Below are 23,141 nucleotides of genomic sequence, written 5' to 3'. Positions count from 1 at the left end.
CTGGTATTCATAGCTACCCCAACCACCACCGGCAGTTACTTCTACACGTCCTCCGGTGTTACAGGTAAGCGGACTTACATTCAGGGATATGGTAAGAGCGGTTGGCTCATTAATGGTTACCGCATCGGTAGCCGTACAACTATTTGTGTTATCGGTTACTGCGATGGTATAATCATCAGCCGGCAATCCGCCAACGTTGATCGTAGCTGTGCTTTCCCCGGTACCGTTTGCAACAACGGTTCCTGAGGTATTGGTTACGGTATAATCGTAAGTACTGAAGTTCGATACGGTGAACGACAGTTCCCCGTCGGCTCCGGATAAACAGGTAACATCACTTACCAGGGATCCGGCAACCGCTACCGGAGTGATCGGATTGATGGTAAGGTTTTCTTCGTAAGAACATCCATCCTCGTCGGTAACTCTAAAGGTATACGTATCGGGAGCCAGTCCGCTAAATACGTTGTTGGTTCCGTTGTTTACCGCAGCTGGAGCAATGATCTCATAGGTCAGAACCCCATTCCCTCCGGTAGCGGTTACCGTAACCGCTGCTGTGGTCGCCGCACAGGTAATGTCGGTAACACTAAAATCAAGGTCGGTTACAGGGTCAAGGGGTGCAATGGTTTCAGGAAGGTCAAGCGTACATCCGTTCGCATCGCGTACCGTTAAGGTATACGTGCCGTCTGTTAATCCGGCAAAGACATTGCTCGCTCCAAAGTTCACCCCGTCGATACTGTACTGGTAAGGAGCGGTTCCACCGCTTACACCTTGTACCTCGATGGTTCCGGTTTGTCCGCAACCAAAATCCTGGGTGATCGCCGTAACGGCAGTAAGCGCTACAGGCTCACCGATGGTTACGGTATCGTTGAACAGACATCCTTTGCTGTCTCTTACCGTGTAATTATAGGTTCCTGCAGCAAGACCGGTATAAGTGGTCTGACTGCTGAAGGCTCCACCGTCAAAACTGATCTCATAAGGCGCAGCTCCAAAGGCAGGATCTACCGTGATGGTTGCAATACCGTCACTAAGTCCGGCACAGCTCACATCGGTAGGAGTAGCTGCAGCAACAGGATTAGAGATCGGATCTACCGTTACCGAAGTGGTCGTGATACATCCTAATGCGTCGGTAATACGGAAATCATAGGTTCCGGCAGCAGGCGCTGTGTAGGTAATGGTGGTTACACCTGCACCCAATACCGCAGGAGCAGTGTAGGTAGCTCCACCATCGGTGCTCACTTCATATTCAAATACTTCTGTACCTCCGTTAATGGTCACTTCGATAACACCATCCGGAGAGGCGCTACAATCCAGCTCTTTAATTAAAAGGGCCGAAGCTGTTAACTGAGGAGCTACATCTATAGTATTCGTAGTCGCTGTACATCCAAAAGCATCGGTTACCACTACGGTATAGCTTCCAGGAGTCAGGTTGTTAAATACATTGCTGTTCTGGTTTGGTCCGCCATTGAGGCTGTATACAAAAGGAGCTTCTCCCCCGCTTACATTCACCTCAAGACTCATTCCCGTTGCAGGATCATAACACAGATCGGTAACAGGAGCAAGTGTTGCCGTTGGTGGTACCGGGTCAACGATATCGAAGGTGTCGGTAATATCACAGCCGTTCGCATCGATCACGATATACGAATAAGTTCCAACCTGGGTAAGTCCGCCAAAAATATCAGACGATTGCGGACCAACTACCGAACCATCAGGTTGTGTAAGCTGGTACTGGTAGCTGCCCCATCCGCCTGTGGCGGTAATGGTTACTGAAGCCTCTGCCGTACAGGTAAGTGGGGTTACATCGTGCGTAGTGGTCAGTGCAGCTGCAGGAGCATCGATCACAATGGTATTGGTTGCAAAACAACCATTAGCATCGGTAACCTCTACTGTATAAGAACCGGCTGCCAGAGCATCCAGGGTGATGGTGCTTCCGCTTTGAGTACCTAAAGTTCCTCCATTTACTGTATACGTATAAGAACCAACAAAATCGGTTACGGTTAATACTGCCGATCCTGTTGCAGTTCCAATACAATCTACATTAGATTGCGATGTTACTGCAAGGGCGATCTGCGGCGCAATAGCGGTTGTAGCCGTAGCCTCACAATTAGAACCATCTCTCACATAAACCGTGTAAGAACCGGGGCTAAGAGCGGTGAAGGTATATGTTGCTGGAGTGGCAGCATCAGGACTAAACCAGGCCGTACCGTTCAGGCTGAACTGGTAGTCTCCATTCCCCTGGGTAACATTTACAACGATCTCTCCGTTGGTGCCGTCGTAACAAACGGTTGGCGTAAGGTCAAAGAGAATATCCTGAACCGGGTCGAGCACAACCGGAGTGCCGATATTGATCTCACAACCATTGGCATCGCGTACCCAGAACTCATAACTTCCGGCAATAAGTCCGTTAAATAAGCTATTAGCGCCATAAATGATACCGGCACCACTGCCGTCATCGATCCCGTATTCATAGGGTGGCGTACCACCTGTTGCTGTAAGGTTAACAGCACCTCCGGGATTCGAAGCGTCACAGGTGATCTGTTTGGTAATATCGTAATCCAGCTCGAGCAGGGGTGGCTGCTCGATAGGAGCTGCAGCATCCATGGTGAAATCACAAGAAGGATCTCCTGCAATACGCACATCTACAGATACATTCCCTAATGGTAGTCCGGAAACCGTTACCTGGCTCTCGGTCGTAGCGATCCAAGGTGCGCCATTGACGCTGTATTCATAGCCTACGGCAGGATCAAAGTTGTACACAGCAAAAGTCACAGATCCATCAGGAGTAGCCATATTGGCACAACTCAGATCAGACTGAGCGATGATCTCACCACTAAACTCCTCGTTATCCTGAACCACAACCGGTACATCGATGGCTGCGGTACAGATCTCAGGAGCCTGGAACACTCTCAGGTTATCAATAGCAATATCATTACCCTGTGTACACGTAGAATTGGTTCGTATTCTAAAACGCAGACGATTATTCCCGCCTGAATTAAGGGTAAGGGACACATCGTTCCACTGCTCATTATTTTCAATGGCACCCGTAGGTTTAGAATCTACTACCTGTCCGGTAACATCCAGTAATTCGATGATCAGGTTAGGGTCGCATTCGGTAGAACTCGCCGTTAATAAATTTGCCAGACTAATCTCTACTTCGATCTCCGAACCGCTTGAGAGATCTGTGATCAGTTTTTCGTAGATCACCCCTCCGGCTCCTACAACATCACCAATGTTAACAGCGAGGTAACGTCCGTTAGGATCACCATCCGCGTCCGATGGTGAATACCATTGCCATCCACAGCAAAACTGCAGGTTAGAGGTTACCACATACTCCCCATCATCAAGGTTGGCATCATCATCCCCTTGGGGTGGATCTTGCCCTTGAACTTGAGACTCATAGTCGTAAATAGGGTTGATCTCATCCAGACTTGTATTTTCACCTGTCCCAAAGTCTTCTACCAATAGTAATCCGGGTGTCGGATTGTCGGGAGTAGCATTCTCGTAATAGATCCTGAAGTTGTAATTACCCGGCGATAAGTTGGTGAACAAACTGTCTGTAACCGGAAAACCTCCATTCATACTGTATTCGTAGAGGTATACCAGGTTGGGATCGGCAATTGTTGGAATAAGGGCAACATTTCCTGTTCCATCACAATTATAGGTTAGGTCGTAGTCAACTGTTGGGATCTCGGTAGCCGCATTTACATCGACAAACATATCGAAGCTACATCCGTTAGCATCTATAACGGTAACATAACCGTCATTTTCCAGGTATCCAATGTTGCTGGTTTGCTCTACTCCGTTAATGATAAAACGGTAAGGAGGTGTTCCTCCGCTTACATTCGAGATCTTTACTTCAGAAGCTCCTATATTCGTAATACAGGAAACATCGGTAAGTACCCCTGCATATCCTTCTAAAGGAGCGCCTGGTTCGTTAATCGTGAACGGACGTGTAAAGGTACAGGTCTTATTTCCCTTCCTGAGGGTCATGGTCACCTCGATGATATAATCTCCGGCATCAAGGTTAGGATAGGTACCACTGGCATTTCCAGTATATAATGGTGTATTGGTACCTCCGTAAACATAGGTGTCGGCGTCGTATAGTTCGGTAAATACCTCTTTTACATTATTAGAGAAAAAGGTTAGGGATACTGCCCCATCGGTTCCTCCATGACACAATACATCCTGGGTTTCCACATCAAAGCGATAATCAGGATCAAGACCAATATTCTCTACATTAGATACAGCATAATTGCCATTAAAGTCACGCATGACGAACACATAGTCCCCTTCTTCTTCCAGCAAGAATTCGAAGATACGCGACTGGCTACCTCCGGTACTTTCACTTTCCTCATTCGAGAAAACAGAATCGGGAATATCCTGGAAGGAGTCGTATCTCGGAACACCATTCACACTCCAGATCGCGAATTGGTAGGGAGGTTCTCCCCCACCTCTTTGTACCTGGATCCTTGCACTATTACAATTTTTGATGTTGAACAGGCTGGCCTCGAGATAAAGCGTATTGTTATCTACAATGGTAATGTTCTCAGTATACGAACACCCGCTATCTGCAGTAACGGTCACTACATAATCTCCTGAAATCAGGTATTCGAAGGTATGCGAGTTCTCTGTAGTCGGACCAAAAGTATAGTCATAACCATCAGGACCATCAATAGCATAGGTATATTCAGGTCCAACACCTCCGGCATCTATCGTTATGGTACCCAAGGAAGCGGGCGAATAACTGGTAGCTGAAACCGAGGCATTAAGCTGGCCTAGGTAAACGTTAAAGTAATAGAATTTTTGGCATATAGCGCCCCCGGTACCTTCAAAAATAACCTCAACACGATAACTTCCGGCTTCCGAAACTGTAAAATCTTCGCCGGATCCAACAATATCGGCAGACGTCCAGCAGGCAGGTGAAGTGTTGGCACAATTATCAATGGCCGTACATGCCGAGTTTAATTTCTTCCAGGTAATACTTGATGCAGTCGAAGTAAACCCAACATTCAACAATCGGCTGGTTTCTCCACCACAAAGCAACAAGTTAGGAATTTGATCTCCATTATTAGGACAGGTTCCTATATCATTGGCATAATTCAGGATTGGATTGGCAATCCCGTTTACATCATAGAGGTTAAGCGTTTCTGTGTATGTAATGGTTCTCCCAAGACAAGTTGTAGTTTTTTCAACAACGTAGGTTCCTGCCTCTGTCGCTGTTATGGTTTGTGTATTACCCACAAAGGCCCCGTTAAGGGTCCAGATATACGAATCGAAACCGGGCGTAGCAGAGATATCGGCTCCTGTACCACAGAGTGCTTCGGTGTAGGTATAATTCAGCTCAGATGCAGAAACGAAAAATACCGCAGGATTAGGATTCGGGTCAGAAAAACTCAGGAAGCTCGGCTCTTCGAGTCCGTTGTACACCCCATACGCCTGATTACTAATGGCTGAACTACATGGATCTCTGAAAAATCCGCGATCTTCACTAACCTGTACATTAATGTTAATGGCTCCTTGTGCGCCCCCGCCAAGGTTCCCTACATCAATGGTCAATACACGTGTGGCAGGATCGTAAGTACTATTGCCCGAATTATCCCCCAAATAGTTAACTCCGACAGGAATGGTATCTACGATCTGATAATTGTTGATAGGACCGGCATCCCTATTTTCATACCGAAGGGTATAAATTAGGTTTTGTCCCGGATCGGCATCCCCGAGCAGGGTTCCCCCTCCGGCATTATTGACCTCTTTGACCAGTTTCACCTCATTGGCAAACGGCTTGGCTGCTACTCCTGTAAAGAGTTCCGGAATAGCTTCTATAGATTTACCGATCGCAGCAACCTCATTAGAGATCTCTTTGAATTCAGTGACAACGGCGTCGGAAAGACCCGTTAGGTAGGAGCGTTGCTCTTGGCTAAGCATTTGAGGGGTTACCTTAAACGCGAAAGTGCCTGCAAAAATAATGCAAGCAACGAGTAACGCATTGGTTAAGTTGGCGTAGTTTTTCTTCATAGTGTTCTTTTTTGGGGCGGCGCTAAAAACTTGGGGGAAATTTTAGCAGCTCTATGAACTTCCTACCGGCATGATCCAGATGTCGTCCGAGTAGGTTTGGTTGACATCCGATCGGTACGAGCTCATGGCCTGCTGCCACGAATCGCACTTTTGCAGGTAAACATACTTATATTTATTTCTTGGGTTGATGTAAATGTTTGCTTCTATTCCGCGTTTTTTCAATGAGTCTACAAACCTGTTGGCGTAACCTTCATTTTCATAAACATTGGCCACAATATAGTAGCGCTTCATGCCTTGTGGCTTCTTCGTCTCCGGCATACGGTTCTCTGCATACAATACTTTGCGATCTTCCGGTTTCATAAAAGGACGGATCAAGTTTTGAACATACCTATCGGTACATTCTGAAAGTATTGCCCTGTCGCGATCTATGTATTGCTTATAGTTATCTTGCTTACCTTCTGCCTGGGCAATAACCGGCATGTTAGTCGATTTCTTGCTTTCATTCTGTGCGAGCAAGGTTCCCTTTGGAGCAGTATTGCTGTCCTTCCGCACACTAAGCACCCATGATTTACCATGATAAACGCCATCCATATTCGTGGCATAGGCTTCTTTAGCCTCCGCAAGCGAATTGTAACGATTCAAATACACGTAGTTCAATCCGTTCTTCGTGAAGTAAGAGGCTTCAATTCCCCGGTCTTCAAGCTTGGAAATAAATCGCTTCAAATTTGACGGCTTTCTGAAAGCAGCAACGATCAGGTAATATCCTTTGGAAGCACCTACTACCTCAGCTGTTGATGTTGAAGTTAGTACCGGCCTCGAACGGTCAATAGGATCTATGTTCTTATAATTTTTAACCACAGCCTTATTCTTATCGGAAATAGCATCTGCAGACTGATCATCTGTAGTTGGCACCACTGTCTTCTTTACCGAAGTAACAACTGATTCCTGTTTGTTTACCTCATCTTTAGATGAACTGTAGGTTTTTTCCTTCGAGTTGTTGTTCGACTCACTAACCGGTTTCATCGCATAAGAAACAGGTGCTGCAATAGCAGGGGCCGCCTTAGCATACCGAGTGGTATCTATGGTGGGCTCGGTAAAGACAACGCCCTCATCCAGGTCTTTTTTGAACTGCTTGAGCTGTTCCTGGAACTCGGCCTGATTATCACGGTTGGCATAGTCTTTAACAAACTTCTGCATATAAGCGAATCGCTTATTGATATCCTTTTTCCGCGCTGCTTCCATAGAATCCTGACGGAACATCATTTCTTCAATGATCAGATTATTTTCTTCTACCAGCGTTTTCAACCTGGCGATCTCAGCATCCTTGTCTCCAATAGCCTCTTCATTCTCCTCTTTAGAATATACCAATTGGTCTTGGTCTTCGAAATCCTCGAAAACACGGTTTTCTGTAAGGGTTGGTGTAAACGAGTATGCGAAGTTCACTTCGTGGGTAACCCCGAAATTAGACACCTGGTCGTCCAGTCCTTTTTCAATAGAATAACCAATAGAGATCCTGTCGGTAAGATTAAAACCGAGTCCGGCAGCAATTCCGTAGAAATCGTCGTATCCGGTTTGTACCCAACCCAGTTTAGGCAGGTCAAGGATAAGGCTTCCGGAAAGATTCACATCGTCTCCCGCAATGCTTCGGGCACGGGTCAATACACTAAACCTACCGTTTTCCATGAGGCCATTGGTACTTTTAAACCGATTGGTATACATGAGGTGACCGGTATAGGTCTTTTCATCAAAGTCTGTAAGCGAGCTTCCTGATTTCAGGTTGTAGTCAAAGAGGTTCTCTGCATACACCCCAACGTCGAAGCTTCCCAGTGAAAGGTTGATTCCCGGCTGGAAGCTCAAAAGGGAATTCCCATCAAGTTCCTGTAAGCGCGGATCATCGGGTTGTACCGAATTCACATCACTTTGGTCAATACCGCTATCGTAATACGAAAGGTTGAATCCGAAGGTAAGATTGCTTTTTTCGGCAAGTTTTACACCATAGGCATAGTTAGCCATTACTCCGAAGTTGGCTATCGTGGCAAACTTCTGATGGTAAACGCTGAGTCCAACCCCCATGCGATCGCCAATACGTCCGGAATAACTCCCCAGATAGGTCTGGTAGTTATCGTCGAACTTGATCCACTGGTTGCGGTGGTATAGGTTGAGATACGATTTATCTTCATTTACGGTAGAGAAGGTAGGGTTGATCAGGAAGCGGTTAAACTTAAGCATGTTCTGGGCAGGGATATCGATCGATGCCACGGGAACCTCTTCCTGGGCGTAGGCCAAGGTTCCGAACAACATAAGGATCAATATGTAACTCCAGTTTCTGATCATTAGCTTTTAGGCTATTTTACCACGGTTATCGTTCCGCGTTTTACAATTTCCTTCCCTTTCGAGATCGTATAGTAATAGATAGGAGGTCTTCCTCCTTTATAGGTCATATTGTCTACCGATTGTGGCCAGTTATTCTGATACTCTATAGCAGAGAATACCTGAACGCCACTCTCATCAAAGATGTTCACCTGGATATCGGGCTGATAGGCGTAAGCCGAAGGTAATATCCACAGGTCGTTGAATCCGTCCCCGTTTGGCGTGATCGCATTAGGTACCGAATAGCTTAGCTGATAGGTAAGTTCGATGGTTTTCATCACATCGCAGTTACCCACCTTAGCCATAAGCATATATTGTCCTTCTTCGGTAAGGGTTACCGATGAAGTAACACTTAATTCCTGGTAATTGGCATCGTACCATACATAGCTATCTCCTCCGGTGGCATTCACTGTTCTGCTCTCGCCTTCAGGGATAGAGAACTTCTCCGGCACATCGAGTTGTACCATATCGGTATTGATCTCCTCAACGATCACCTCATTAGAGGCAACAGTACATCCGTTAGATCCTACTTCCAATACATAGGTTCCGGGAAGTGATGTTTGCAGGGAGGTTCCGTCTTCTGTTAAGGCAACCCCGTTTCTGTACCACACATAGGTATAGCCTGTATCGGTCATGTTCGAAGTGATATCGAATAAGGTTCCGTCATTACATGTGATCGCTATCGGACTCGTGATCGCGGGGGTTTCTGTGATCCCCATTCTCACGTCAACAGCCTGAGCAGCGTAGGTCTGTGCATCAACGGTAGCATTGAGATTGTAACTTCCGGAAGCGTCCTGTCCGCTAATGGTAAGGGTTCGGTTGGTTTCACCTGCAATTGCAGCACCATCTCGAGTCCATTGATAATTGAACAGTCCCAGTGCATTTTCACCGAGCGCATAGGTTTCTCCTCCGGCTACGGCATTAACCGATTCCAGGGCCAGGGTCAGTGATCCCGTCATACATTCGCTGTAAGATGAGGCATCTACAGCAACAATGTAGTTCTCAGGAACGATCACCACTACTTCGGGAGTAAATTTTTCAGTGACACAAGAACCGCTGGCGATCACTTTTGCTTTGTATGTTCCGGGTGTTGTCACTGCTAATTGAGCCGCAGTTTCACCGGAGATGAGCACATCGTTCTTGTACCATTCGTAAGTTGCAGAACCAGCATTCGTAGTAGCTTCCAGATTTACATTAGCACCTGGTAGCAATACCACACCGTCTGGTGTATTGATCCCTGCATCAAATCCGGTAGAACCGATAGTTATCGTATTCGAAGTTTCTTCACAGGCTGTTAGTTTATCCTGGATAACCAAATAGTACTCCCCTTCAAATCCGGGAGTAGAGGCATCTACATCGTAGGTGTAGCTATCGTTCTCAACCAATAAGGTTCCATCCTTATACCACTGATACACATAGTTGGCACCGTTAATATTGGCAGTGAGGGTATACACATCGCCTTGGCAAAGGTTAATGGAAGCAACTCCCTCCAAAGTAATGCCCACGGCACTTTCCTGATATACCTCAACAAGGTTAGAAGCGGTAGACACCGAGCAATGGTCTCCGTAGTCCAGTTCAGCAAAATAAATTCCGGGTTCGGTCACTTCGAGAAAGGCCGATTTTTCTCCCGGAATGAGCGTCATGTCCTTATACCAATTGTACGAGGGCTCATCGGGGTAATTATCAACACTAAGTACATACGAATTTCCATCGCATATAGAAGCTTCCTGGAAATTATTTATGATAAGCGCCTGGTTAACAGCCATATAATAGGCAGAAAAGGCGTCACTTTCGGGACTCGTTTTTGCAGGACTCGTACTACGCACGCGTACTTTGTAAGAATCACCTGCGGTATCCTGAGGCCAATTAATGTTGAATTTGAATTCATATGTTGAATTTTTATCTGACAATGTAGAGAGTACAAGCGGCGAATCAAACGATCCGTTCGCATCAGATAATTCAAGGATAAATTGGTTATCGGAGTTTACTGCGGGTGCCAGCCAGGTAAATGAAATAGCAAAATCGTTAAACGACGAAGAAGCACAAGCATTTGAGAAGTCTGGAGTAGGTTTGTTCAGCGTTTGCGCAGCGCCAGCGGTTACCCCCGCAAAAGTGAGGGCCGCAAAAAGCAGATGTATTAATCTTTGGGGCTGTAGGGCTTTCATTATAAAATAAGTGTTAATTTGGGCAAATACAAAGTAAACCTATTTCGCTTAATTTTGGTAAAGTTATTAGAATTTTTCAACAATCGTTGATAAATGTGGTGAATTCTCCTATTTTATACATCAACTTATTGGTTATAAGGGTTTTCCGATATAACTTTTTTTCGATATACCAATCGGTATTCACGTAATATTTGAATATTACTGTTAATAACTCTCAAAAATCTTCGAATTTCTTAATTTTGCCGGACTAAATCACTGTAATGGCAGAAGAAGTAAAATCACTGAATTTTATCGAGCACATCATAGAAGAAGATCTTCGCGGTGGCTTTGACAAAAACAACCTGAGATTTCGATTTCCTCCGGAACCTAACGGTTACCTGCATATAGGACATGCCAGTTCTATTTGTTTGAACTTCGGATTGGGATTAGACTACCAATCTCCCGTAAATCTTCGCTTTGACGACACGAATCCTGAAAAGGAGGAGCGTGAATTTGTCGATGCGATCAAGAGAGATGTGGAATGGCTGGGATTTGAATGGGATAAAGAATGTTATGCCTCCGACTATTTCCAGCAATTGTACGATTGGGCGGTTATTCTCATCAAACAGGGAAAGGCCTACGTAGATAGTCAGGATGCTGCCACCATTGCACAACAAAAAGGCACCCCTACCACTCCCGGAAGTGACAGTCCGTTTCGCAACAGAAGCGTTGAAGAGAATCTGGAACTATTCGAAAAAATGAAAAACGGGGAATTCCAGGCCGGTGAACATGTGCTTAGGGCCAAGATCGACATGGCGCATCAAAATATGCTTATGCGCGATCCGATCATGTACCGCATCATGCACAAGGAACATCACCGTACCGGAAACGATTGGTGCATCTACCCGATGTATGACTGGACGCACGGAGAAAGTGATTATATCGAACAAGTATCACATTCCTTCTGTACACTGGAGTTTGCTATGCACCGCGAATTATACGACTGGTTTTTGGACCAGGTTTACGACACGAACAAGGTTCGTCCGAAACAGCGTGAATTTGCCCGCAGAAATCTGAGCCATACCGTTGTAAGTAAGCGTAAACTCCTGCGCCTGGTGCAGGAAGGCGTGGTTACCGGTTGGGATGACCCGCGTATGCCTACTATTAGCGGATTGCGAAGAAGAGGGTATACTCCGGAATCGATCAGGAACTTTGCCGATACCATCGGTATTGCAAAACGTGAGAACCTTATCGATGTTTCCCTGCTTGAATTCTGTGCCAGAGAGCATTTGAATAAGATCGCTCCACGGGTAATGGCCGTACTTGATCCGATCAAGGTGGTTATCACCAACTATCCGGAAGGACAGATCGAAGAACTGGAAGCAGAAAACAATCCTGAAGAAGATCCGCTAACCTACAGAAAGGTGCCTTTCTCCAGAGAAATTTATATTGAAAGAGAAGACTTCCGCGAAGAGGCCAACAGAAAATTCTTCCGCCTCAAGCTCGGTGGTGAAGTAAGGCTTAAGAATGCCTACATTATCAAAGCCGAATCGGTGGTTAAAGATGAAGACGGTCATATTACCGAAGTACACTGTACTTACGATCCGCTTAGCCGCAGTGGTAGTGGAACTCCGGAAAGTACCCGAAAAGTAAAAGGTACCCTTCACTGGGTATCGGTTGCCAAGGCCGTTCCCGTTGAAGTGCGTCTTTACGACCGTTTATTCTCAGTGGCAGAACCTGAAGAAGACAAGGAAAAGGATTTTATGGATTTCATCAATCCGGAATCCTTAAAGGTAACCACGGCTTATGCCGAACCAAGCCTTAAGAACGCGCAACCTGAGGAGCGCTATCAATTTCAGCGACTTGGATATTTCTGCGTAGACCGCGATAGTACCGAAGAAAAGATCGTATTTAATAAAACGGTAGGATTAAGAGACAGTTGGGCGAAGATCGAGAATAAATCCTGATCCTCAAGCCACTTAGCATAGTTGAAAAGCACCCTTTATCGGGTGCTTTTTTTATTTTATCGTATTTAACTCATTGTTAGGCTATTAGCTTTACTTTTTTATGGCGAAACGACCATAATTTCTTAATTTAACTATAGAAAACCGTTAAAACATATCATTATGAACAATAACACAGGAAATACCATTATCGCACTGCTCACCGGAGCCGTGATCGGTGCAGGTATCGGGTTGTTATACGCTCCTGAAAAAGGCGAAGACACCCGAAAAAAGATCAAAAAGAAAGCTAAGGAAGCCCAACAGGAAATGGAGCGCCAGCTAAAAGAGACCCAGGCCGATATGAGCCATAAGCTCAGTGAGGCCAAATCGCGATTTGACTCCAACCTGGAGAATGCACTCTCCAGCATGAGCTATAAATCGGAAGATATTATTGAGGCTTTAGAATCAAAACTTAAAGACCTCAAGGCTCAAACCCATAAATTACAGAAGTAAGCCTTAGGGTTCATTTCCGGATCATCTAAAACAACGCTTTTGAGCAATTTAAGGGAAAATGTCCAGCACATAAACGACCACAGCCAGGAATATCTGGTCAAGCAGCTGGAGTACTATAAGTTAAGCCTGTTCAAAAAGATCATGAAGGGCGTTACTGCTATGACCTCTTACCTTATAGTGGGCAGTATCGTATTTCTGGCTATTATCTTCTTTTCCATGGCAGTGGCCTGGTCTTTGGCCGATGCGGTAGGCAGTGTACCACTGGCTTTCGTGATCGTGGGCGGATTCTATATATTCCTGATGGTTCTTTTTATGGCGATCTTAAAAAAACGTCTCAACCGGTATATTTTACGGGAGTCGTCTAAAGAATTCTTTGATTAACGCCCGGCATTATGAGTAAAAATATCTATAATTCTTTCGAAGAGATCGACCTCCAACTGGAGATCCTCAAAACAGAAGCACAACTGGAGAAAGCACACATTTCTCAGGAATACGACGCTGCGCGAAGTCAACTAAGTATCTTTAGTGTGGTGGGTTCCGTCGCGGGTGCCATGGCCAAAAAAGCATTGATCTTCAGGATCATGAACAAACTTTTCAAATAAAAAAAGCCCGGATAAACCGGGCTTTTTCAGGATGCTGCTTACCTGTAGATCAGCTATTATCCTTTTCTTCATTCTGTTTTTTCATGGCCTCGCCTATCTGATTACTTGCTGTAAATGAAGCAACCATATTGTTAAGCATATCACTTCCGGCCTGTGGAGAATTCGGGAGCAGGATGAGATTCGTATTGGTCTCTTCACCTATAGCCTGTAAGGTATCGTAATGCTGGGTGACCACGATCAGGGCCGAGGCTTCCTGAGAATTGATGCCTACCTTATTTAAAACTTCTACCGATTCTTCGAGTCCACGGGCGATCTCACGCCTTTGGTCGGCAATACCCTGCCCTTGCAAACGCTTGCTTTCGGCCTCGGCTTTTGCTTTTTCCACAATAAGAATTCTTGCCGCATCTCCTTCGAACTGTGCAGCGATCTTTTCCCGCTCCGAAGCATTAATACGGTTCATGGCAGCTTTTACCTGCGCATCGGGGTCAATATCGGTTACAAGGGTTTTAATGATGTCATACCCGTATTCCAGCATGGCATCCTGCAATTCTGCTTTTACCGCAATAGCAATGTCATCTTTCTTTACAAATACATCATCAAGCTTCATTTTAGGCACCTCTGCACGCACAACGTCAAAAACATAAGAAGTTATTTGTTCGTGCGGATATTCAAGCATATAAAACGCCTCATAGACCTTGCTGCGTATCACCACATATTGCACAGAAACTTTTAGTTTAACAAAAACGTCGTCTAGCGTTTTGGTCTCTACAATAACATCTAATTGCTGGATCTTGAGACTTAATTTTCCGGCAATACGGTCTATCACGGGGATCTTTAATTGTAAACCGGAATTACGAATACTGTGAAAACGTCCCAGACGCTCGATCACAGCCGCGGTTTGCTGCTTGACAATAAATAAGGTTCCAAACCCGATCACCAGGGTCGTAACAATTATAAACGGTAAATAATAAAAGCTCATTGTTAAAGGATTTTGATCATGTGATGAAATTACGAAATAAAATTCCTACGTCTAAGCATTATTTACACTTAACTGCCTGTGGCCGAATTGTTCTCATAAAAAAAGCCGGGAACATCCCGGCTTAAATATCATTAGAGTAAAAGTTCCTTATCCCAGAACATCACAGATCTTCTTCATTCGCGCTAAGGTTTCGTCCTTACCGAGCAGTTCCACAATATCGAATACATGTGGCCCTTTCATAGCTCCCACCAACGACAATCTAAGCGGAGGCATTACCTGTCCGAATCCTAATTCATTCTCGGCGATCCAGGCTTTTACCACCTTTTCGGTGTTTTCTGAAGAGAAATCTTCGGTATTTCTAAGTACTTCCGCTACCTTTAGAATATACTCTTTGGTATTTTCCTTCCAGCTCTTTTTCGAGGCTTTCGCATCATACGCTTCCGGCGCCTGGTAAAAATAACTGCCCAGATCCCACAGATCGTTTGCGAAAACTGCACGCTCCTTGAGCAATCCCACCACCTTTTGGTCGTAGTCGGCATCAGGCTCTACGCCGTGTTTTTCCAATTCCTTGCCAAAAAGTTCAGCAACAACACCATTATCACTTTCCTGCAGGTAGTGTTGGTTAAACCATTTGATCTTATCGGGATCAAAACGCGCCCCAGACTTATTTACTCTCGCGATATCAAAGGCATTAATAAGCGCCTCCATACTAAAGATCTCCTGATCGGTTCCCGGATTCCAACCCAGTAAAGCAAGGAAGTTAACCACAGCCTCAGGAAAATACCCCTCTTCGCGATAGCCTTTAGAAATTTCCTGACTTGCAGGGTCCTTCCACTCCAGCGGGAATACAGGGAATCCTAATTTATCTCCGTCCCTCTTACTCAGTTTGCCTTTTCCTGCAGGCTTTAAAATTAGCGGAAGGTGTGCGAACTCAGGGCTATCCCAACCAAAAGCACGATAAAGCAATACGTGCAGTGCCAGAGATGGAAGCCATTCTTCACCCCTGATCACGTGGGTGATCTCCATAAGGTGGTCATCAACGATATTCGCTAGATGGTAGGTTGGCATCCCATCACTTTTGAACAGGATCTTATCGTCAAGAACATTACTGTCTATCTCCATTGAGCCCCTTACCAGGTCTGTAAAACGAACCTTCTCGTCTTGAGGCGATTTGAAACGTATAACGTAATGATCTCCCCTTTCAATGCGCGCATTCACTTCATCCTGTGAAAGGGAAAGACTGTTTTGAAGTTCATTTCGGTTATGCCAGTTGTAGATAAACGTATCACCTTTTTCCTCATAGGTCTTCCTCAGTGCATTCAATTCTTCCGGCGTATCAAAGGCGTAATACGCATGGCCTTTTTCTAAAAGGATGCCGGCGTACTTTTGATACAGACTTTTACGCTCGCTCTGACGGTAAGGTCCAAAGGAACCTTCTTTTCCGGGGCCTTCATCAAAGGGCATTCCGCACCAGTTAAGCGAAGAAATAATATACTCTTCTGCCCCCTCTACGTAGCGGTTTTGATCGGTATCTTCTATACGCAACACAAAGGTACCGCCGTGTTTTTTAGCGAAGAGGTAATTAAATAATGCTGTTCTTACCCCACCTATATGCAAAGGCCCGGTAGGACTGGGCGCAAAACGAACGCGAACTGGCTTAGTCATTTCAAAATTTTTGGCAAAGATAAGCGTTCACGGATAAAAGTCCACCGACACAGACCGAATCCTTATGCCGGATCGACCTTCATGGCCTCAGGAATGCGTTTGTTCATAATGTAAAACCACAAGGGCGGACATAAGGAAAGGACCATAGAGGTTGGATAGCCATAGGGCATTTGCGGACTTTCTAAATGGTTGTCCAGCAATTGGTATTTTTTTGAGGCCCTGTAATGATGATCACTATGGCGGGTTAGTTCGTACAGCATGATCCTACCCATGATATGATTGGAATTCCATGAATGAATGGCTTTCACCCTTTCGTATCGCCCACTGTCCAATTTGGTTCTCAGCAAACCGTAATGCTCGATATAATTGATCGATTCGAGTAATACAAAACTCACAACGGCAATCGCCAGAGCGTAAAAAGCCGTATATGGTTCAAAGATAAAGCCTACCAATACCAGATAACACACCTGGACGATACCTCCCCAAAGCATATCATTTTTTACAGAAAAAAATGCATTCCCCTCATTCTTCAATAATCGCAACTGAATACGCCAGGCACTGAAATATTGCCGGATTACAGAGGTAAACCAAAAAGAATAAACGGTCTGGTTAAGCCTTGCGGTAGCCGGATCTTCAGGGGTAGCAGCATTTAGATGATGACCAAAATTGTGCTCAATATAAAAATGGGTGTACAAGGAGGGTAACAACAGGATCTTGGCCATTGTTCTTGAAAAACGATCCTGTCGGTGACCCAATTCGTGAGCCACATTAATTCCGTTAGATCCCATGACAAAGCCACAGGAAAAAATAATTCCGCCTATTTCGGCGACACTAAGATCAGACACTGTGAGCATCCATAAACTGTAGCCGAGTAATCCGTAGATAAGGGGTAAATTCAGGTAAAGTAAGAGGTCGAAGAACCAATGGGCTTTACGCTGCTCTTTATCTTCATTATCCAGATTCTTTGCATCTACGGGAAAGGTGATCTCCAAAATGGGAACCAGTACGAATGCGAACACAGGCGTAGCCCAATAAAATATACCTCCGGCCAAAAAGCCGGCAATAGCTACCAGCGGAAAGCAGTAAGCTGCCAAATATTTGAGGTCAGACCATTTCATATCACTAAAATTTTAACAAGAACTTTAAACACTACTAAAATATGATTTCCTGCTTAAAATTGTAATTTTAATGCATACAGGGCTTTAAGGGCAGCTTAAAAGCCCTGAGCAAGCAGGCAGGGATCAATTTCCTGTGCATAGATTTATTCCCAAAAACAGGTAACAGGATCAATTAAATGGAAGATCACATTAGAAATATAAAGAACAAGCTGGATGCCTTTTTCAGGAAATACTATACAGGCATGCTCTTGCGTGGTATGATCATGTTCTTGTCGGTGGGCGGATGCTATTTCTTAATCACCCTGGCTGTTGAATATTTCTTATGGCTTTCTCCCGGATTACGCCGGGTATTATTCTGGAGCTTTATCGCCGTAGAACTTTTTTTATTCGTGCGATTTATCATTATTCCCTTGTTGTACCTGTTCAAGATCAGAAAAGGACTTGACGAACTCACCGCATCAAGGCTTATAGGCGCTCATTTTCCGGAAGTAAATGACAAATTGGTGAATTTGCTTCAGCTCAATGCCCAATCTGAAAAGAACGAATTACTCCTGGCGAGCATCGCTCAACGTTCCGAAGAATTAAAACCGATCCCTTTTCAAAAAGCCATCCAATTAAGCGCTAATATCAAATACCTCAAATACCTGACATTACCAGCGGCCATACTACTTTTGGTATGGTTAAGCGGGAAGGCAATTTCTTTTAAGGACAGTTATAATCGCATGGTAGATCATACCACAGCTTATGCCCCGCCGGCACCCTTTCATTTTGAGATCCTGAACGATTCTTTAACGGCTGTTGAAGGGGAAGCGTTTCGGTTAAGAGTAACCACCAAGGGGAATATCGCTCCGGAAATGGTTCAACTGGAACGGGAAGGCAAACTGAGCTATATGCAACCGAACAGATCGGGAATTTTTGAATATACCCTGCAACCCAAAAAAGGAAACACCCAATTCTATTTAACGGCCAATGGCGTGGTTAACGGTCCCTATACGCTAAAGGTACTTCCCGTACCGTCCTTATTGCATTTTGACATGCTACTGGATTTTCCCGGATATACCGGAAGAAAAGATGAAAAACTGGACAATTCGGGAAATGCTACAGTACCGGAAGGCACAAAGATCACCTGGAATGTACGTGCACGGAATACTGAAAGGGTCGAATTAATGCTTCCGGATACCGTAAAGCCATTTGCTAAAAACGCAAACGAATTTAAAATATACCATAAGGTATATAAATCGATGAACTACGCAATCAGCAGTAGTAACAATTATTTACAGCGATACGAATGGCTTGGATTTCACATCAATGTGATCCGCGATCAGGCTCCAAAGATCAGCACCAAACGTGACGAATCAGCGGAAGATATAAACACTCAGGTGATCACAGGGGAGATAAGCGACGACTACGGACTATCCAAACTGGAACTCGTGGTTTATCCTGAAGATGATCTTTCTGCTGAAACCTCAATAGTACTTAGCCGTCCTAAGGGTAATATTGATAAGTTTCGCTATACATTTCCGGGGAATCTAAGCCTTGAACCAGGGAAGAATTACCTGTATTACTTCCGGGTAACCGATAACGACGGATTACGTCCGGGAGGGAAATCGGCAAAAAGCAGTGTGTATGCATTCTTTAAGCTTACACAAAATGCTGTGGAAAAAGAGCAATTAGACCGCCAAAAAGAACAACTAAAAGACCTGGGCAAATCCCTGAAGGAGATGCAAATTCAAGGGGAAAAGCTTGAGGAAATAACGAATATAAACCGCCAAAAGAACGAATTAAACTATAACGATCAACGTAAGCTTCAAAACTTCCTCGACAGGCAACAACAGCAGGAGGCCCTTATGAAGGAGTATACGAAAAAGCTACAAGACGATCTGAACACCTTTCCGGGAGAAACTCCCCAGACCGAAGAATTTAACGAGCTTCTAAAAGAGCGTCTTGAAAGACAACAAGAGGAGATCGAAAAGAACGAAAAGCTTCTGGAAGAATTAAATAAATACACAGAAAAGCTCAATAAACAAGAATTGGAGCAAAAACTGGAAGAATTAGCCAAAAAACAGCAAAGCAACAAAAGAAGTTTAGAACAGGTATTAGAGCTTACCAAGCGCTATTATGTACAAACCAGGGCTGCAAACATACGCCAGGCATTAGAAGAGCAGGCAAAGGCCCAGGATAGTTTGGCTAATTACAAAACAGAAAACGAGAAAGAAGAACAAAGCCAACTGAATCAAAAATTCGAAAAAACAGCAAAAGAATTACGCGTGCTGGAAAAAGAGAATCAGCAGTTAAAAAAACCCATGGATCTTGGTACGGATGAACGCCAGGAAGATGAGATCAAAACAGACCAAAAAGAGGCGCTGGATAAACTTAGTACACCTGCCGATTCATCCCAAGCATCTTCTCCTCAAAAAAAGGCGGCTCAAAAATTAAAGAAAATGGCCAATGAAATGCAATCGGCTATGAGCATGGAAGGGGCTACAACCCTAAATGAGGATATCACAACGCTTCGGCAAATTCTCGATAATCTTCTCAAGTTCACATTTGACCAGGAGGAGATCATGGAAACCCTAAACACCTTCAACCAGGAAACGGCACAATTACCACAGCAACTAAAAGCACAAAACGACCTTAAGGCACTTTTTGAACACATAGATGACAGTCTTTTCGCTTTAAGCCTGAGACAACCGGATATTGGAGAAATGGTGAACAACAACATCACCGAGGTATATTACAATATGAACAAGGCACTTGAACGTTTTGCCGACAATCAATACTATCAAGGTGTCACCCACCAACAGTATACCCTTACTGCTGCTAACAATCTGTCTGACTTTTTAAGCAACACCATGGATCAAATGCAAAACATGATGATGGGCCAGGGATCTGGTGAAAACAGTTTTCAATTACCCGACATCATTAAGTCGCAAGAACAGCTCAACGAGCAAATGCAAAAGGGAATGAAGCCATCACAGGGCGACAAAAACCAGGATGGCCAAAAACCTTCTGAACAGGAAGGTGAAGGTAAAGGTGAGAATGGTGGTCAACAGCAAGGTGAAGAAAATGCAGAACAACTATTTGAGATCTACAAACAACAGCAACAACTTCGGGAAGCATTAAAGCAACAACTAAAAAATATAACGGGAGAATCTGAACGTAAACGTGCCGACGAATTACTACGACAAATGGAGCGTACAGAGAATGCGCTTTTAAACAACGGTTACAGTGAGCGTACCCTTCGACAAATGCAAAACCTGAAGCATCGCCTGATGGAATTAGAGCAGGCAGAAAAGCTTCAAGGGGAGCAAAACGAACGTAAAAGCACCACAAACCGTAAGGAATACACACAAAACTCTTCTAATCAATCACCTGAGACTCAAGAATCTTATCAGGAGCTTGAGATTTTACAAAGACAAGTCTTACCTTTGCGCGAAATCTACAAACAAAAAGTACAGCGCTATTTTAAAGGGAATGATTGATTTTCACTACGAGACCGACTTCACATTAGAACAAGAATCCATTTACCGTGAATGGATCCAAAAGTCTGTTGCATCTGAAGGACTTTCCTGCGGAGCGATCAATTACATTTTTTGCGATGATGCGTACTTGCACCGCATTAATATTGAATACCTCGACCACGACACCCTAACAGACATCATCAGTTTTGATTACACCGATGGCAAGACCATTAGCGGTGATATTTTTATTTCTGTTGAAAGGGTAAGCGAAAATGCCGACTTATTTGCTGTAAGCTTCCAGGAAGAACTTAAACGCGTAATGATACATGGTGTACTTCATTATTGCGGATATAAGGATAAGACCGAAAAAGAAAGCCAACAAATGCGCGCCAAAGAAGAAGAAAAGATGGCGCTGTTTCACGTGGAACATTAAAAATAAAATTGCACTATGTTTAGTCAAACCTATGATGTGATCGTTGTAGGCGGAGGCCATGCAGGTTCAGAAGCTGCTGCAGCTGCTGCCAATATGGGTGCCTCTACCCTACTCATTACGATGAATCTTCAAAACATTGCTCAAATGTCCTGTAATCCTGCCATGGGAGGAATTGCAAAAGGACAGATCGTTCGCGAGATCGATGCAATGGGTGGATACTCCGGAATTGTAACCGATAAAACGGCTATACAATTCAAGATGCTTAACAAATCTAAAGGTCCGGCCATGTGGTCTCCCAGAGCACAAAGCGACAGAATGCGCTTTGCAGAAACCTGGCGATTGATGCTCGAGCAAACCCCTAACCTGGATTTTTATCAGGATATGGTTTCCGGGTTGATCATAGAAGACGACCAGATCAAAGGCGTACGCACCTCACTTGGCATGGAAGTATACGCTAAAACCGTAGTACTTACCAATGGTACTTTTCTTAACGGGCTCATCCATATTGGAGAGAAACAATTTGGTGGCGGACGAGCAGGAGAACGCGCAGCAACAGGTATTACAGAAGATCTCATTAAATATGGTTTTGACGCAGGTCGCATGAAAACCGGTACACCACCAAGAGTAGACGGAAGATCATTAGATTATAGTAAAATGACTGTTCAACCAGGTGATGAACATCCGGAAAAATTCTCCTACTCCAACATAACCCGACCCCTCACCCAACAACGCGATTGTTATATGTCTTATACCTCACCCGAGGTACACGATCTCTTGCGTGAAGGATTCGATCGTTCTCCTATGTTCAATGGCCGTATTAAAAGTATTGGACCCAGATACTGCCCTTCCATCGAAGACAAGATCAACCGCTTCGCAGATAAAGACAGACATCAATTATTCGTAGAGCCCGAAGGTTGGGATACGGTAGAGGTATATGTAAACGGATTCTCTACTTCCCTTCCGGAAGATGTTCAATACAAAGCCTTGCGTTCTGTTGACGGATTCGAAAACGTCAAATTCTTCCGTCCGGGATATGCCATCGAATACGACTACTTCCCACCTACGCAGCTACAACATACCCTCGAAACCAAACTGATCTCCGGTCTATATTTCGCCGGACAGATCAACGGAACCACAGGTTACGAAGAGGCAGCTGCCCAGGGCCTAATGGCGGGAGTCAACGCTGCGTTGAAATGTGCAGAGAAAGATCCCTTTATCCTCAAACGAAACGAAGCATATATCGGTGTACTTATCGACGACCTCATCACAAAGGGTACCGAAGAACCATACCGAATGTTTACTTCAAGAGCAGAATACCGTACGCTACTTAGACAGGACAATGCCGACCTCCGACTGACTCCAAGATCATTTGAGATCGGACTTGCTAAAAAGGACCGTATGGAACGTATGGAGGAAAAAGAAACACAAGCGAAAGATTTCATCCATTTCTTTAAAAATACCAGCGTAACCCCCGAGGCCATAAATCCTATTTTGGAAGATCTGAACTCCTCACCGATGAAACAATCCGACAAGATGTTCAAGATCTATAGCCGTCCAAAAGTTACCCTGGATCATATGCGAAGACTACCGGAAGTTGATCAATATATTACCGCGCACGCTCTCGATAGTGAGGTATTGGAACAAACCGAGATCCAGGTAAAATATTCAGGATACATTGAAAAAGAAAAGAACAATGCAGACAAGCTGAATCGCTTAGAGAATATTGTGATCCCTGATAACTTTGACTACAACAAACTGAAATCACTTTCATTCGAAGCCAGAGAAAAATTAAAAAGCATCCAGCCAAAGACACTCTCCCAGGCATCAAGAATTAGTGGTGTTTCACCAAGTGATATTTCTGTTATGCTTGTATATATGGGTCGCTAATTAACCTCATGTAAAAA

Annotated in this window: 13 protein-coding genes; 7 read left to right on the top strand and 6 right to left on the bottom strand. The window is 44.5% G+C overall.

Annotated elements, in window-relative coordinates:
- From IS446_RS01675 to IS446_RS01665, 3 genes are all read right to left on the bottom strand, one after another.
- The coding region (locus IS446_RS01675) for a DUF11 domain-containing protein (RefSeq protein WP_203057803.1) at window positions 1-6,009 on the bottom strand (6,009 nt) is incomplete at its 3' end.
- 51 nt (window positions 6,010-6,060) lie between these two features.
- A complete protein-coding gene (locus IS446_RS01670; RefSeq protein ID WP_203057801.1) occupies window positions 6,061-8,343 on the bottom strand; it encodes a PorP/SprF family type IX secretion system membrane protein in 2,283 nt (760 codons plus the stop codon).
- Between the two features lie 11 nt (window positions 8,344-8,354).
- Entirely contained in the window at window positions 8,355-10,544 is a 2,190-nt protein-coding gene (locus tag IS446_RS01665; RefSeq protein ID WP_203057793.1) for a T9SS type B sorting domain-containing protein, read from the bottom strand.
- 260 nt (window positions 10,545-10,804) lie between these two features.
- On the opposite strand from IS446_RS01665, the gene IS446_RS01660 reads away from it, so the two are divergent.
- From IS446_RS01660 to IS446_RS01645, 4 genes are all read left to right on the top strand, one after another.
- Entirely contained in the window at window positions 10,805-12,490 is a 1,686-nt protein-coding gene (locus tag IS446_RS01660) for a glutamine--tRNA ligase/YqeY domain fusion protein (RefSeq protein WP_203057791.1), read from the top strand.
- Window positions 12,491-12,649: 159 nt separating this feature from the next.
- A complete protein-coding gene (locus IS446_RS01655) occupies window positions 12,650-12,979 on the top strand; it encodes a YtxH domain-containing protein (protein ID WP_203057789.1) in 330 nt (109 codons plus the stop codon).
- 39 nt (window positions 12,980-13,018) lie between these two features.
- Window positions 13,019-13,360: a phage holin family protein gene (locus IS446_RS01650; RefSeq protein WP_203057787.1), complete on the top strand. Its 342-nt coding sequence runs from the start codon at window positions 13,019-13,021 to the stop codon at window positions 13,358-13,360.
- Between the two features lie 11 nt (window positions 13,361-13,371).
- Window positions 13,372-13,581, top strand: coding sequence for a hypothetical protein (locus IS446_RS01645; RefSeq protein ID WP_203057785.1), 210 nt, complete (start codon window positions 13,372-13,374; stop codon window positions 13,579-13,581).
- 49 nt (window positions 13,582-13,630) lie between these two features.
- On the opposite strand, the gene IS446_RS01640 is transcribed toward IS446_RS01645, so the two are convergent.
- From IS446_RS01640 to IS446_RS01630, 3 genes are all read right to left on the bottom strand, one after another.
- A complete protein-coding gene (locus IS446_RS01640; RefSeq protein WP_203057783.1) occupies window positions 13,631-14,560 on the bottom strand; it encodes an SPFH domain-containing protein in 930 nt (309 codons plus the stop codon).
- Between the two features lie 147 nt (window positions 14,561-14,707).
- Entirely contained in the window at window positions 14,708-16,225 is a 1,518-nt protein-coding gene (gene gltX, locus IS446_RS01635; RefSeq protein ID WP_203057781.1) for a glutamate--tRNA ligase, read from the bottom strand.
- A gap of 62 nt (window positions 16,226-16,287) precedes the next feature.
- Window positions 16,288-17,343 (bottom strand): alkane 1-monooxygenase, encoded by a 1,056-nt coding sequence (locus IS446_RS01630; protein WP_203057773.1) that lies wholly within the window; start codon window positions 17,341-17,343, stop codon window positions 16,288-16,290.
- 176 nt (window positions 17,344-17,519) lie between these two features.
- Between IS446_RS01630 and IS446_RS01625 the strand changes: the two genes are divergently transcribed.
- From IS446_RS01625 to mnmG, 3 genes are read left to right on the top strand one after another with little or no spacing between them, the layout of a single operon-like run.
- Window positions 17,520-20,825 (top strand): DUF4175 family protein, encoded by a 3,306-nt coding sequence (locus IS446_RS01625; protein ID WP_203057771.1) that lies wholly within the window; start codon window positions 17,520-17,522, stop codon window positions 20,823-20,825.
- The gene (ybeY, locus tag IS446_RS01620; protein ID WP_203057763.1) at window positions 20,818-21,237 is read left to right on the top strand and encodes an rRNA maturation RNase YbeY; all 420 of its coding nucleotides are present in this window, start codon (window positions 20,818-20,820) and stop codon (window positions 21,235-21,237) included. The genes IS446_RS01625 and ybeY overlap by 8 nt, the downstream gene beginning before the upstream one ends.
- Before the next feature lie 15 nt (window positions 21,238-21,252).
- A complete protein-coding gene (mnmG, locus tag IS446_RS01615) occupies window positions 21,253-23,124 on the top strand; it encodes a tRNA uridine-5-carboxymethylaminomethyl(34) synthesis enzyme MnmG (protein WP_203057748.1) in 1,872 nt (623 codons plus the stop codon).
- Window positions 23,125-23,141 lie beyond the last annotated feature (17 nt).

Origin of the sequence: Robertkochia sediminum (assembly GCF_016786255.1) — a bacterium.
Lineage (GTDB): Bacteria > Bacteroidota > Bacteroidia > Flavobacteriales > Flavobacteriaceae > Robertkochia > Robertkochia sediminum.
The sequence above is the reverse complement of the archived record's forward strand: the minus strand, read 5'-3'. Positions and strand labels throughout refer to the sequence as shown.

Excerpts from the sequence above, each read along its gene's own strand:
- IS446_RS01670 (WP_203057801.1), bottom strand. The coding sequence starts at position 8,343 with ATGATCAGAAACTGGAGTTACATATTGATCCTTATGTTGTTCGGAACC.
- IS446_RS01665 (WP_203057793.1), bottom strand. The coding sequence starts at position 10,544 with ATGAAAGCCCTACAGCCCCAAAGATTAATACATCTGCTTTTTGCGGCC.
- IS446_RS01660 (WP_203057791.1), top strand. The coding sequence starts at position 10,805 with ATGGCAGAAGAAGTAAAATCACTGAATTTTATCGAGCACATCATAGAA.
- IS446_RS01655 (WP_203057789.1), top strand. The coding sequence starts at position 12,650 with ATGAACAATAACACAGGAAATACCATTATCGCACTGCTCACCGGAGCC.
- IS446_RS01645 (WP_203057785.1), top strand. The coding sequence starts at position 13,372 with ATGAGTAAAAATATCTATAATTCTTTCGAAGAGATCGACCTCCAACTG.
- IS446_RS01640 (WP_203057783.1), bottom strand. The coding sequence starts at position 14,560 with ATGAGCTTTTATTATTTACCGTTTATAATTGTTACGACCCTGGTGATC.
- gltX (WP_203057781.1), bottom strand. The coding sequence starts at position 16,225 with ATGACTAAGCCAGTTCGCGTTCGTTTTGCGCCCAGTCCTACCGGGCCT.
- IS446_RS01630 (WP_203057773.1), bottom strand. The coding sequence starts at position 17,343 with ATGAAATGGTCTGACCTCAAATATTTGGCAGCTTACTGCTTTCCGCTG.
- IS446_RS01625 (WP_203057771.1), top strand. The coding sequence starts at position 17,520 with ATGGAAGATCACATTAGAAATATAAAGAACAAGCTGGATGCCTTTTTC.
- ybeY (WP_203057763.1), top strand. The coding sequence starts at position 20,818 with ATGATTGATTTTCACTACGAGACCGACTTCACATTAGAACAAGAATCC.
- mnmG (WP_203057748.1), top strand. The coding sequence starts at position 21,253 with ATGTTTAGTCAAACCTATGATGTGATCGTTGTAGGCGGAGGCCATGCA.